Here is a 13,116-nt window from a genome sequence, read left to right as displayed (position 1 = left end):
GGTGCTGCTCGCCCCGCTCACTGCGGAGTTCTCGTTCGCGGACTGGCTTGCACTCACCTGGATCTTCCTCGTTCTCTCGCGTGTGTGACCGGATAGTTCGGTTCCCAGGCGCGGGTCGCGCGCGCCGAGCTGGTGCCCCGGCTCTGGGCCGAGCGGCGGCGCGGTTCAGCTGTGCGCTGCCCACCCGAGCGTTGCTTGCGTGCGGGCGGCTGTCCACCGCGCTGCCCCGGCTTGCCGCGGGCCGCCGACCGGGCGCGGGCCGCCTCGGCCTTGGCCGGTGCGTACACCTCCGGTGTTGGCAGTCGTAGCAATCTACTGAATCGGCCGTCCTGGCCCGCGTGCAAGGCCGCGACGGCCTCGGGTTCGTGGCGGGCGGCGTTGGCGATGATGCCGAACATCAGCAGGGTGATCGCCAGCGAGGAACCACCCGCCGATACCAGCGGCAGCTGCAGGCCGGTCACCGGAAGCAGCCCGACGACGTAGCCGATATTGATCAGCGCCTGCGCGGTGATCCAGGTGGTCGCCGTCGCGGTCAGCATCCGCAGGAACGGATCGGCGGAGCGGGCGGCGATGCGCAGGCCGGTGTAGACGAACAGCGCGAACAGCCCGAGCACCAGCGCACAGCCGAGGAAACCGAGTTCCTCACCGATGATGGCGAAGATGAAGTCGTTGTGGGAGTTGGGCAGATAGTTCCATTTGGCCCGGCTCTGCCCGAGACCGCGGCCCCAGATACCGCCGTCGGCGAGGGAGAACTTCGCCTGCATGGCCTGATAGTTGGCGCCCTGCGGGTCGTCACCGGGATTGAAGAAGGCCCGCATGCGGTCGGAGCGGTAGCCCGCCGACAACGCGAGCACACCTGCCGCGATCACGCCGGAGATGGCGATCGTGACGAACAGCCGCACCGGCAATCCGCCGAACCACAGCAGCGCCGCGAGCACGATACCGACGGCGATGGTGGTGGACAGGTTCGGCTGCAACACGATCAGCAGACACACCAGCACGCCCGCGGGCACCAGCGGCACGAGGAGGTCCTTGAGGGAGGCGTGCTCGGAACGGCGCGAGGCCAGCAGATGCGCACCCCACACCACCAGCGTCACCTTGACGATCTCGGAGGGCTGAATCGAGAACACACCGAGGTCGATCCAGCGCCGGGCGCCGTTGACTCGCGAACCGATACCCGGGATCAGCACCAGCACCAGCCCGACCACCGACAGCGCGAACAGCGGAAACGACAGCTGCCGCAGCCGGCGCAGCGATAGCCGCAACGCCAGGTAGAACAGCACCGCACCGAGCGCGGCGTAGATCGCCTGCTGCACGAACAGCGAATACGCCGAACCGCCGTCGGCATAGGCCTCCACGCTCGACGCGGACAGCACCATCACCAGCCCGAGCACGGTGAGCAGGGTGGCGATGGTGACGACCAGATGGAACGACGCCAGCGGGCGCGCCAGCCAGACACCGAAACGCGTGCCCGGCCGCGGCGCCCGCGCCGGGGTCACAGCCGCCGCCCGATGTCCCCGTCTTCCAGGGTGTGCACCGCGGCGGCGAAGCTACGGCCACGATGGGTGTAATCGGCGAACATGTCCAGCGACGCCGCGGCAGGCGCGAGCAGCACGGTGTCGCCGTGGCGGGCCAATCCGGCCGCCGCGCGCACGGCCTGTGCCATCACCTCATCGGCGCCGGCTCTGCCCGAATCATCGTCACCCATGCCTGCATAGTCTCCCGAGGCCAGCTCGACCACGGGGACTTCGGGCGCGTGTCGCGCCAACGCGGACGCGATGACTTCGGCGTCGGTACCGATCAAGACGGCGGCGACGAGCCGGTCGGCGACCTCTTCGATGAGGTCCTCGACACCCGCGCCCTTGAGCTGACCGCCTGCCACCCACACCACATGCGGATGCGCCAGAATCGACGATCGCGCGGCATGCGGGTTGGTCGCCTTGGAGTCGTCGACGAATTCGACGCCACCCAGTTCACGCACGAACGCCGCGCGGTGCGGGCCGACCTTGTGCTCGACCAGGCCCTCACGCACGAACTGCGGCGCCACATCGATGGCCCTGGTCAGTGCGGCCGCGGCGAGAGCGTCGGCGACGCCGGCCGGGCCGGGTGGGCTGATCTCCTTGGTTTCGGCGAGGATCGCCGCTTTGGTGAACGCACGGTCGAGCAGCTTGCCGTCGACCACACCCAGTTCGCCGTCGGCGGGTACACCGATCCGGAAACCGACGGTGCGTTTGGCCTTGGATTTGCGGGCCAGCGACGCGGCCACCGGATCGTCGAGTCCGACGACACCGACCCGGCCGACCAGCGCGCGTGCTTTCGCGGCGGCGTAGGCGTCGAGTCCGCCGTGCCAGTCGAGGTGATCCTCGGCGACATTGAGCACGACACCGGCTTCCGGTCGCACCGATGGCGCCCAATGTAACTGGAACGACGACAGTTCCACCGCGAGCACCTGCGGTCCGGGGTTGCGGCGCAGCGCGTCCAGGATCGGCAGTCCGATATTGCCGCAGGCCACGCTGGCGATGCCGGCGGCGCGCAGGATCGAATGCACCATCGAGGTGGTGGTGGTCTTGCCATTGGTGCCGGTCACCACCAGCCATTTGCGGACTTCGCCGTAGATGCGGGCCTGATCGACCCACCAGGCGAACTCCACATCACCCCAGACCGGAATGCCCTCCGACACCGCCGAGACGAGCACCGGCGAGTCCGGGCGCCAGCCGGGACTGGTGATCACCAGTGCGAAACGGCTCCAGTCGGTGTGTTCGAGATCGGCGGAGGTGGCGACCTCGAGACCCAGTTCGGCGGCCTCGGCCAAGGCCTTGGCACCGCCGTCGGTGACCACCGGCTTGGCGCCGATGTCCTGGAGCGGCTCGATCAGCGAGCGCCCCGACACACCCCAGCCGGCCACGAGCACCTCACGGCCACGCAGGAATTCGAGCATGGGGCCCGGCGAGCGCAGGGCCCGCGGAGAATGTTCGACCATTATCAGCTCACCCGACCGCGGAAAGATATTCGCTGTAGAACAGGCCCAGTCCGACCGCGGAGGCCATCGCGGCCAGCAGCCAGAACCGGATGATCACCGTCGTCTCGGCCCATTTACTCAGCTCGAAATGATGATGGAATGGTGCCATCTTGAACAATCGGTTGCGCGTGGTCCGGAACACCGCGACCTGCAACACCACCGACGCCGCCTCCGCGACGAACAGCGCGCCGATGACGACCATCAGCAGCTCGGTGCGGGTCGTGATGGACAGGCCCGCGAGCAGACCACCCAATGCCAGCGACCCGGTATCGCCCATGAAGATCTTGGCCGGTGCGGCGTTCCACCAGAGGAAACCCATGCACGCCGCGGCGCCCGCGGCACACACCAGGGCCAGGTCCAGCGGGTCGCGCACGTTGTAGCAGCCGGTCTCGGGCTTGGTCTCGCAGGCGTGGTAGTACTGCCAGAACGTGATGATCACGTACCCGCCGAGCACCAGGCTCATCGATCCGGCGGCGAGTCCGTCGAGGCCGTCGGTGAGGTTCACCGCGTTCGACCAGGCCACCACCAGCAGGCAGACGAAGGCGAGGAACACGATCACGCCCATCGACACCGTGGTGATGTCGCGGACATAGGACAGATGCCTGCTGGCGGGGGTGAGTCCGCTGTCGCCACGGAACTGCAGCGCCAGCACGCCGAACACCACCGCGGCGGTGAGCTGGCCGATGTACTTACCCGCGGCCGTCAGACCGAGGTTGCGGCCTTTGCGGATCTTGATGAAATCGTCGACGAAGCCGACCGCACCGAGCGCTGTCGCCAACCCGAGCACCAGCAGCGCCGACGCCGACGGGCCCTCGGCGTCGTAACCGATACCGATCAGATGCGAACCGAGGTAACCGGCCCACATACCGATGATGATGGCGACCCCACCCATCGTCGGCGTCCCGCGCTTGGCCTGATGGCTGGCCGGGCCGTCGACCCGGATCTCCTGGCCGAAACCCTGCTTGGCGAACATTTTGATCAACAACGGCGTCAACAGAATCGACACCGCCAGCGCGATCCCCGCCGCGAACAGAATCTGTCTCATCGCACTGCCTCCGCGCTACCCCTGCGTCCATCCGGCCGGGTATCACCGGTCAGATGCTCGGCGACGGCCCACAGACCGACCGACTGCGACGCCTTGACCAGCACCACATCACCCGGCTCGACCGCATCGTCGAGCAGCGCGATCGCCGCGCCGATATCGGGAACGAGGACCGATTCCTCGCCCCATGAGCCTTCCATCACCGCACCCTGGTGCATCGCCCGGGAGGGCCGTCCGGTGCCGACCACGATGAGCCGATCCACATCCAGGCGGACCGCGAGCCGTCCGATGGCGTCGTGTTCGATCACCGACTCCGCACCGAGTTCGGCCATCTCACCGAGCACCGCCCAGCTACGGCGCGGGGCGTCACCGGCCTTGGACATGGTGACCAGCGCCTTGAGCGCGGCGCGCACCGAATCCGGGTTGGCGTTGTAGGAGTCGTTGACGACGGTGACGCCGTCGGCGGTGGTCCGCACGTCCATTCGGCGGGCCGAGGCCGCGCGCGCACCCGACAGGGCGGCGACGATGGTGTCGAGGTCGGCGCCGCATTCCTGGGCGACGGCCACCGCCGAGAGGGCATTGCCGACTTGATGTTCGCCGTGCACCGACAGGCGCACCTGCGCGCTGCCCGCCGGAGTATGCAGCGTGAACCCGGCCTTGGCCTCGTCGTCGAGCACGACCTCGGTGGCGCGGATATCGGCGCGCTCGGCCTGCCCGACCATGACGACCCGCGCCGAGGTCCGCGACGCCATCGCGGCCACCTGCGAATCATCGGCATTGAGCACCGCGAGACCGGTCGACGGCAGCGCCTCGACCAGTTCGCCCTTGGTCTGCGCGATCGCCTCGCGGCTACCGAACTCGCCGAGATGGGCGGTGCCGACATTGAGCACGACACCGATATTCGGCGGGGCGACCTCGGTGAGCGCGGCGATATGCCCGGGCCCACGGGCCGACAGTTCCAGAACCAGGAACCGGGTCGTGGCATCGGCGCGCAACGCCGTCCACGGATGTCCCAGTTCATTGTTGAACGAGCCGGGGGGCGCCACCACCGGACCGAGCGGCGCGAGCACCGCGGCCAGCAGATCCTTGGTGGAGGTCTTGCCGGAGGATCCGGTGACGCCGACGACGGTCAAACCGCCTGCCGCGACCAGACCTTCGACGCTGGCGCGCGCCAGCTTCGCCAGCGCCGACAGCACCGCGGCACCCGAACCGTCGGGATCGTTGGCCACCACCGCCGAATTCGCAGGCACGGTACCGGGACTCGGCGCGACCACGATCGCGGGCACACCCACCGGGCGCGCAGCCAGCACCGCAACCGCACCGGCCTCGACCGCCGTGGCCGCGTAATCGTGGCCGTCGGCGTGCTCACCGGGTAGGGCGAGGAAAATATCGCCGGAACCGATACGGCGCGAGTCGAATTCGACCGAGCCGGTCACCGTCACCTCCGGGTCCGCGACGTCGTGCAGCGTGCCGCCGACGACGTCCGCGATATCCCGCAGTGTCATCTCGATCATGAAACCGTCAAGTCCTCCGCGTCCGAACCCTGCGGACTTCGCTGCTCAATCGCCGCCGCGAGCACCTCGCGGTCGTCGAACGGGTGCTTCACCCCGTGGATCTCCTGCCCTACCTCGTGTCCTTTGCCCGCGACCAGCACCACGTCACCGGCGCGGGCCCAAGCCACTGCCGCGTCGATGGCCGCCGCCCGGTCGCCGATCTCGCGGACTTCGCCCCGTTCGGATTCCGCCACCTCGAGCGCGCCTGCGCGCAGGGCGGCGCGGATTGCCGCCGGATCCTCGGTGCGTGGATTGTCGTCGGTGATGATCAGCAGGTCCGCTCCGCGCGCACCGGCGGCGCCCATCAGTGTGCGCTTGCCCGCGTCTCGGTCGCCGCCCGCACCGACCACCACCGCGAGCCTGCCGCCCGCGGCGGACTCGGTGAGATGGGCACGCAGGGTGGCGATGACCGACTCCACCGCGGCAGGCTTGTGCGCGTAGTCGACCAGCGCGAGGAAATCCTGGCCACGTTCCACACGCTGCATCCGGCCCGGCACGTCGACGGTGGCCAGCGCGGGCCCGGCAACGGCCGCGTCGACACCGGCAGCCACACACACCGCCACCGCAAGCAGTCCGTTGGCGACGTTGTAGCGGCCCGGAAGACGCAGCCGCACATCGGTTTCGCCGTGCGGCCCGGCCGCGGTGAAATCTTGTTCGCCGCCGTGGGTGTGCACCGCGCCGGACAGCTGCCAATCGGCTGTTCCCGTCGTGGTGACGGTGATCGGGGCGGCCAGCCCGTCGGCCAGGCGCCTTCCCCATTCGTCGTCGACGCAGATCACCTGGGTGCGCGCGGCCACCGGCGACTGCGGCTCGAACAGCCTGCGCTTGGCCGCGAAGTAGTCCTCGAAGTCGGCGTGGAAATCCAGATGGTCCTGGGACAGGTTGGTGAACGCGCCCACCGCGAAACGCACGCCGTCGACCCGGCCCAGCGCCAGAGCGTGACTGGATACTTCCATCACCACCGCATCCACACCCTGCTCGACCATCAGCGCGAACATCGCGTGCAGCTGCGGGGCCTCCGGGGTGGTGAGCGCGCTCGGCACCCGGCGACCGCCGATACGGGTCTCGATGGTGCCGATGAGCGCGGTGGACAACCCGGCCGCGGCCAGCCCTGCCTCCACCAGATAGGAGGTGGTGGTCTTGCCGGAGGTCCCGGTGATGCCGACGATACGCAGCCGATCCGACGGGTGGCCGTAGATCGCCGCCGACAGCTCGCCGAGCACTTCGCGCGGACGTTCCCGCACCAGCACGGGCACGCCGAGCTCACCGGCGAGTTCGGCGCCTTCGGCATCGGTGAACACCGCCACCGCGCCGCGCTCGACGGCGGCACGGGCGAACCGTGCACCATGGGCGCGCGACCCGGGCAGAGCGGCGAACAGATCACCGGGGACGACAGCATCGGAACGCTGTTCGATACCGGTGATCGCGACACCCGACGGCAGGTCCGAGCGCGGCTCGGCGCCGGTCAGATCCAGCAGGTCGGGCAGCGGCGTCGACTTCGGCTCGGCCGGTCGTAGCGCGTGCTGGCTGGACTGCGCGGGCACAAGGGTCCTCTCTGCGATTTATGGTGCATACACCGACGACGAGTCAGGTTACCGACGTCCACTTCCACGCAGGCAACGCGGTTCACGGATTCGGGTCCGCCGCACCCGCCGCGACCCACCGTGCGGTGGGTCGCGGCAGGTCCAGCGGGTGACGGCAGCGGCACGAGCTCACGAAGCCTGGAGTACGAAGCGCCTGGTGGGCTCGGTGGACGGGGGAATGCGGTCGCGCTGCAATGCCCAGGAGGCGATGTTGTGGAACAGTGGCGCCGCGGACTGACCACCGCTGCCATCGGCGCTGCGGACCGGTTGGTCGAGCATCATTCCGATGACGTAGCGCGGGTCGTCGGCCGGCGCGATCCCGGCGAAGGTGATCCAGTACGAGGAGGTCGAATAGCAGTCGCAGGCCGGATCCACCTTCTGCGCGGTGCCGGTCTTTCCCGCGATCTGATAGCCCTCGATAGCGGCGGGTGCGCCGGTGCCCATCTGGACACCCATCGGATCGCGCTGGACCACCGACTGGAACATGGTGCGTAGCGTCTGCGCGGTCTGTGGGCTCACCACCCGCACACCCCCCGGTGTCGGCTCCTCGGTCCGGGTGCCGTCCGGCGCGATCTTCGCCCGCAGGATGCGCGGCGGGATCCGCAGGCCGTCATTGGCGATGGCCTGGTACATGCCGGTCATCTGCAGGGTCGTCATCGAAAGGCCCTGGCCGATCGGCAGGTTCGCGAACGTGCCACCGGACCACTGGTCGCGCGCGGGCAGCCGGCCGGGGCTCTCGCCGGGCAGACCGACGCCGGTGCGCTGGCCGAGCCCGAACCTGGTGAGCATATCGGCGAAGCGATCCTCACCCACTCTCTGAGCGAGCATCAGAGTGCCCACGTTGGACGACTTTCCGAAGATCCCGGTGGTGGTGTAGGGCGCGACGCCGTGGTCCCACGCATCACCGACCGTGACGCCGGACATGTGGATCTGGCCGGGCACCTGGTGCACTTCGTCCGGGGTGGTGAGCCCGTATTCGATGGCCGCGGCGGCCGTGACGATCTTGTTCACCGAGCCCGGTTCGAACGCGTGGGTCACCGACGGATTGTCCAGGGCTTCCGGTTTCCAATGTTCGGGCTCCAGTGACGGATTGAAGGTGTTGTCGTTGGCCATCGCCAGCACCTGGCCGGTTTTGGCGTCCAGCACCACCGCGGACGCCGATTTCGCGCCCGACATGTCCTTGGCCTGCTGCACCTGCTGCTGGACGTAGTACTGCAGATCCGAATCGAGGGTCAACTCGACGCCGTAGCCGTTCACGGCGGGCACGCGGTCACGCCAGCTGCCGGGAATCACGGCACCGTCGGCGCCGCGATCGTAGGTGTGCGAACCGTCGGTGCCCGCGAGCACCGAATCCATCGACGATTCCAGCCCGATCTGACCGTGCCCGTCCCAGCCGGTGGCGCCGATGACGTTGGCGGCCAGCGATCCGCCGGGGTACTCACGTGGATTCTGCGAGTCGGCACCGACTTCGCTGAACTCGACGACGATCTCGGCGGCGATCCGCGGGTCGACATTGCGGGCCAGGTACACGAACTGCTCATCGCTGTTCAGCAGCTTCAGCAGTTCCTTCTCGCTGGGACCGTTGTCACCGAGCTTGTCGTGGATGGTGGCGGCGATATCGCGCAGGCGCTGTTCGGGATCGGGCGCGGACTCGTCCTTCGCCTTCGCCTCGGCCAGATCCTTGCGCACCTTGACGGGCTGGAAGTGCAGCTCCTTCGCGGTGACGGTGAACGCGAGGGCCTTGCCGTTGCGATCGGTGATCGGCCCGCGCATGGCCTCGTCGACCCAGTGCGCGGTGCGCTGACTGGCCGCCTGCGCCGACAGACCGGGCGCGGAAATGCTCTGCACCCACAACAATTGGATCGCGACGACGGCGAGTGCGCCGAACATCGCGATCCGCCCCACCCCCAACCGCATCCGGACCGGCCGGTCCAGCTGTGGCGCCGATCCGCGTCTTCTCACCGGCCCGCGACGCGAACGCTTCGCGGGTCCGGGCCGCCTCATCGTGCGGCCTCCCCCGAGGTCGGCCGTGCGGTGGGAGCGACGCCCGGCTGACCGGGGGCGTTCTCGATGAGAGCCGGCGCTGCGGGCGCGGATTCGGCGGGGACCGGAGCGGCGGCGGGTTGTGCTGCGTCCACCGATCCGGGGATCTGCGCACCCTGGGTACCCGCAGCGACCGGAGCCTGCGCGGGCGCGCCCGCCGTGGCCCCTCCGGCCGTCCGCTGGGTGCTCGACAGTGCGGCGTCAGCGCCCGGAGGCCGAGCAGCGGCGGGCGCACCTGGCGCACCCTGGGTGTCGGCTGTGGGAGCGACTGCCGGCTGACCACCAGGGGTGGTAGCGGAGTTCGGCGTCGACGCCGCGACCGCGCTCCCCGCGGGTGCGGGAACCGGGACTTCGACTGCGGATTGCCTGCTGCCCGCGGCAGGAGCGCCGATAGCTTCCGGTGCGGGGGCAGACGCCGCGACCTGCCCCGAAATCTGCGCCGGGGCGGGTGTCGCCGCGGGTCCGGGAGCGGAAGCGGGAGATGCAGCAGGTGTCGGTGCAGGGGCGGGCGCCGCAGCAGCAGGAGCATCCGCCGCCGGAGCGGGCGCGGCGGCCGGAGCAGGCGCCGGACCGGCCGCCGGATCGGCGGGCACTGGTGCAGGGGCAGGCCCGGGAGCAGATGCTGGGGCGGCTGCGGGGGCCGGAGCAGGCGGCGGTGCCACCGCCTCAGGAGCCGGCGCCGGTGCGCCTGCCTCAGGGGCGGGCGCGGGTGGCGCCGGGGCCGGAGCAACCTCTGCCGGGGGAACCGACGCCGCGGCCGGGGCAGGGCCTGCGGCCGGATCAGCGGGTGCGGGGGCCGGATCGGCGGGTGCGGGGCCCGGGGCGCCGGCCGGTGCCCCGGCGGGAGCGGGTGCGGGGGCCGGAACCCCCGCAGGCGCGGGAGCCGCTGGGCCCGCCGGATCCGGGGCCACATTTGCGGCCGGCGCGGGGTTCGGCTCGCCCGCTGCCGGCACAGCGCCGTTCGGCGCCGGGTTCGGCGCGCCCGGGGCAGGTGTCATCCCCGCACCGACCGGCGGCGCGGCATTGATCTCGGCGCCGCCGGGCCGTTCGGACGCAGCTCGTGGCGCGGTGGTGACCGGGACGACCCGCTCGCCCTGGCTCTGCGGCGCGCCAGGGCGATCCGAGGCCCGGGTCGGCGGCGGGTTCAGCGGTGGCACGGGTGCGCCCTCGGCAGGCTTCGGATCGCCGATCACGGTGACGGTGCCGTCGGGGGCGACCACCAGACGGGCAGGGTCCTTGGCCGGGATCATGCCGAGTTCCCTGGCGCGCGCGGCGAGTTCGGGCGCCGAATCGGCAGCCTCCACCTCACGTTGCAGGGCGGCCCGCTCGTCGGCCAGGGTCTGGTTCAGTTTCCTGGCGTCACTGAGCAGGTAGCTGTCCTCGGCGGCACGGGTGGTGAGCAGCAGGGTCAGCGCGAGTCCGCAGGCGAGCATGGCGAGGATCGCCGCGACGAACGGGATGCGGGTTGCCATGATCGAGGTACTCGGCAGCACCGCGTCGGGGCCGGTGGCACCTTTGGCGCGCAGCTTGCGGCGGGCATAGGCGCGTTGCGCCGCACCCGATTTCACCCGTTCGGCGGCCTGCACTCGACGGGCGATCCGCCCGGGCTCGGCGACGGCCCGTGTCCGCACGCTCACGATGCGTCCTCCTTCGCATGACCGGGCCGCTGTCCGTGCTCAGACGGGCTGCCGCCTCCGGCTGCCGACCCGCTGCTGCGGCCGGCTTCCGGTTTCCCCACGAAAGGCTGCTCGAGCGTCGTGGTAGCCGTGCTCATGCAACCTCCTGAATCCGTTCTGCCGCACGCATCCGTACCGGGGCCGCGCGCGGGTTCTCCTCGATCTCGTGTTCGGTGGCCTGTTCGGCGCCGCGGGTGAGCAGCCGGAATTCCGGCCCCATCCCCGGCAGTTCGACCGGAAGGCCGACCGGTGTGCGCGAGGCGGCGCGTTGCGCCAGTTCGTGTTTGACGACGCGATCCTCGAGCGATTGGTAGGACATGACGACGATGCGCCCGCCGACGCGCAGCGAGTTCAGCGCCGCGGGCAGCGCGGCCCGCAGCGACTCCAGCTCCCCGTTGACCTCGATCCGCAGCGCCTGGAAGGTGCGTTTGGCCGGATGGCCGCCGGTGCGCCTGGTCGCCGCGGGGATGGCGTCGTAGAGCAGCTCGACCAGCTGTGCGCTGGTGGTGAACGGCCGCTGCTGTCGGCGCCGCACGATTTCGCTGGCGATCCGGCCCGCGAAGCGTTCCTCCCCATACGTTTTCAGGATCCGCGCCAGGTCGCCGTGACTGTAGGTATTGAGCACGTCGGCGGCGGTGGGGCCGGTGGTGGGGTCCATCCGCATGTCCAGCGGCGCGTCCACCGAGTAGGCGAAACCGCGGTCGGTCTCGTCCAACTGCATGGACGAGACACCGAGATCCATCAGGATGGCGCTGACCGAGCCGATGGTGGACAGTCCCGCTTCGGTCAGTGCGTCGGCGATGCCGTCGTATCGGGTGTGCACCAGCGTGATTCGGTCCTCGAACGGCCGCAGGCGCTCGCCCGCCAGTTCGAGCGCGTTGGTGTCGCGGTCGAGCCCGACGAGATGGATGCCGGGGTAGGTGCGCAGGAAATGTTCGGCGTGACCGCCCAATCCGAGTGTCGCGTCGACGTAGACGGCGCCGGGTTCGCCGAGGGCTGGGCCAAGGAGTTCGTCGGCGCGCTCGAGCAGAACGGGGACATGGCGCGGGCCGTGCTGTTCACGGTTCACCTCGACCTCCCGGATCTTGCCTCGCTTCGTCACGCACCGATATCGGGTCGCCTTGTTCCACAGTGTTTTCGGCGAACACTGCGGGTTTTGCTCTGGGGTGATTGCTGTGGGCAGCGAATGCTGCGGGATTCGGACCGGATGTCGGTGACGAATGCCCCGTGGTCTCTGACCGAAGCGGCACCTGGCGTCGGGGAAGTACGTCAGGGTCCGCGTCCGGGCAGAGGCCGCGTGGCACTCGTTCGGGGCTAGAAGATCCCGCCCAGCGACTCGTCTCTCGCTTGTGCGTAGTCCTCCTCGTGTTCGGCGAGGTAGGACTCCCACGCCTGCTTATCCCATATTTCGAGGAAGTCGACCGAACCGATCACCACGCAATCCCGTGACAGGTTGGCGTAGCGACGATGGTCGACCGACAGCACGATCCGGCCCTGGGCGTCCGGACGTTGTTCGTCCGTGCCTGCCGCGAGAGCCCGGACGAATGCCCGTGCCTGCGGATTGCTTCGAGACGCCGCAGCGGCCCGCCGCGCGAGCGCGGTGAACTCTTCTCTGGGATACACGGCAAGGCTGTGGTCTTGACCCTTCGTGACCATCAACCCTCCCGCCAGATCGTCTCGAAACTTCGCAGGCAACGTGAGTCGCCCTTTGTCGTCCAGTCGAGGTGTGTAGGTACCGAGAAACATCTCGACACCTCCTACCGGACCACCTCGAACGCGCATGGCCGGAACTCGCTCCGGCCGAGCGCCTTACGGCCTCTCCTGTAGTGCGCGCTCCACATTACCCCACTTTCCCCCACTTTCAATCGAAACACGGGGTGATCTGGCTCCCCGCTTCGGCGATTCCGCAGGTCATCCCAGCTATCACTGTGTGGAAGAACTTTTCGGGTGCTCCACCTCCCCGCGCGCGTCCAATCCAGCGCGGCCCGACAACAACCAGCAAACGCCCAGGTACACCCCGTACCAGCGGCCGGTGGGGGAAGGTGGGGCGCCATTGTGGGGCGAGGTGGGGCTCAGCGGACCGGCGTGGCCCGTGCCGACCAGTCGGCACGACACGCCGCCGGCGACAAGGGGTATGGACAGACGAACGAACGGCGGTGCGGCACCCGGAAAACCAAACACCCCCCCCCAAACTGCAAAA

Annotated in this window: 9 protein-coding genes; all 9 read right to left on the bottom strand. The window is 69.5% G+C overall.

Going from position 1 to position 13,116, the window contains the following annotated elements; genetic code table 11:
• Positions 1–53: 53 nt before the first annotated feature.
• Positions 54–1,499 (bottom strand): putative lipid II flippase FtsW, encoded by a 1,446-nt coding sequence (gene ftsW, locus ACFXNW_RS17255; RefSeq protein ID WP_379418690.1) that lies wholly within the window; start codon positions 1,497–1,499, stop codon positions 54–56.
• The gene (gene murD, locus ACFXNW_RS17250; RefSeq protein ID WP_379419076.1) at positions 1,496–2,938 is read right to left on the bottom strand and encodes a UDP-N-acetylmuramoyl-L-alanine--D-glutamate ligase; all 1,443 of its coding nucleotides are present in this window, start codon (positions 2,936–2,938) and stop codon (positions 1,496–1,498) included. Before murD ends, ftsW begins: the two co-directional genes overlap by 4 nt.
• A gap of 49 nt (positions 2,939–2,987) precedes the next feature.
• Entirely contained in the window at positions 2,988–4,064 is a 1,077-nt protein-coding gene (gene mraY / locus ACFXNW_RS17245) for a phospho-N-acetylmuramoyl-pentapeptide-transferase (RefSeq protein WP_014350122.1), read from the bottom strand.
• Positions 4,061–5,575, bottom strand: a complete 1,515-nt coding sequence (murF, locus tag ACFXNW_RS17240; protein ID WP_379418689.1) for a UDP-N-acetylmuramoyl-tripeptide--D-alanyl-D-alanine ligase — start codon at positions 5,573–5,575, stop codon at positions 4,061–4,063. Before murF ends, mraY begins: the two co-directional genes overlap by 4 nt.
• On the bottom strand, positions 5,572–7,158 hold the full coding sequence (locus tag ACFXNW_RS17235) for a UDP-N-acetylmuramoyl-L-alanyl-D-glutamate--2,6-diaminopimelate ligase (RefSeq protein WP_379418688.1): 1,587 nt from the start codon (positions 7,156–7,158) through the stop codon (positions 5,572–5,574). The genes murF and ACFXNW_RS17235 overlap by 4 nt, the downstream gene beginning before the upstream one ends.
• Positions 7,159–7,326: 168 nt before the next feature.
• A complete protein-coding gene (locus ACFXNW_RS17230; protein WP_379418687.1) occupies positions 7,327–9,201 on the bottom strand; it encodes a peptidoglycan D,D-transpeptidase FtsI family protein in 1,875 nt (624 codons plus the stop codon).
• Positions 9,198–10,877, bottom strand: coding sequence for a hypothetical protein (locus ACFXNW_RS17225; protein WP_379418686.1), 1,680 nt, complete (start codon positions 10,875–10,877; stop codon positions 9,198–9,200). Before ACFXNW_RS17225 ends, ACFXNW_RS17230 begins: the two co-directional genes overlap by 4 nt.
• Positions 10,878–11,010: 133 nt before the next feature.
• Entirely contained in the window at positions 11,011–11,985 is a 975-nt protein-coding gene (gene rsmH, locus ACFXNW_RS17220; protein WP_379419075.1) for a 16S rRNA (cytosine(1402)-N(4))-methyltransferase RsmH, read from the bottom strand.
• A 245-nt stretch (positions 11,986–12,230) separates the two neighbouring features.
• A complete protein-coding gene (mraZ, locus tag ACFXNW_RS17215; protein WP_379418685.1) occupies positions 12,231–12,662 on the bottom strand; it encodes a division/cell wall cluster transcriptional repressor MraZ in 432 nt (143 codons plus the stop codon).
• Between the last annotated feature and the right edge of the window lie 454 nt (positions 12,663–13,116).

This window comes from Nocardia sp. NPDC059180, assembly GCF_042754945.1.
Classification (GTDB): Bacteria; Actinomycetota; Actinomycetes; order Mycobacteriales; family Mycobacteriaceae; genus Nocardia.
The sequence above is the reverse complement of the archived record's forward strand: the minus strand, read 5'-3'. Positions and strand labels throughout refer to the sequence as shown.

What these genes read in the sequence shown, in the direction of transcription:
- murD (WP_379419076.1), bottom strand. Translation starts at nt 2,938, where the DNA reads ATGCTCGAATTCCTGCGTGGCCGTGAGGTGCTCGTGGCCGGCTGGGGT.
- mraY (WP_014350122.1), bottom strand. Translation starts at nt 4,064, where the DNA reads ATGAGACAGATTCTGTTCGCGGCGGGGATCGCGCTGGCGGTGTCGATT.
- murF (WP_379418689.1), bottom strand. Translation starts at nt 5,575, where the DNA reads ATGATCGAGATGACACTGCGGGATATCGCGGACGTCGTCGGCGGCACG.
- ACFXNW_RS17230 (WP_379418687.1), bottom strand. Translation starts at nt 9,201, where the DNA reads ATGAGGCGGCCCGGACCCGCGAAGCGTTCGCGTCGCGGGCCGGTGAGA.
- mraZ (WP_379418685.1), bottom strand. Translation starts at nt 12,662, where the DNA reads ATGTTTCTCGGTACCTACACACCTCGACTGGACGACAAAGGGCGACTC.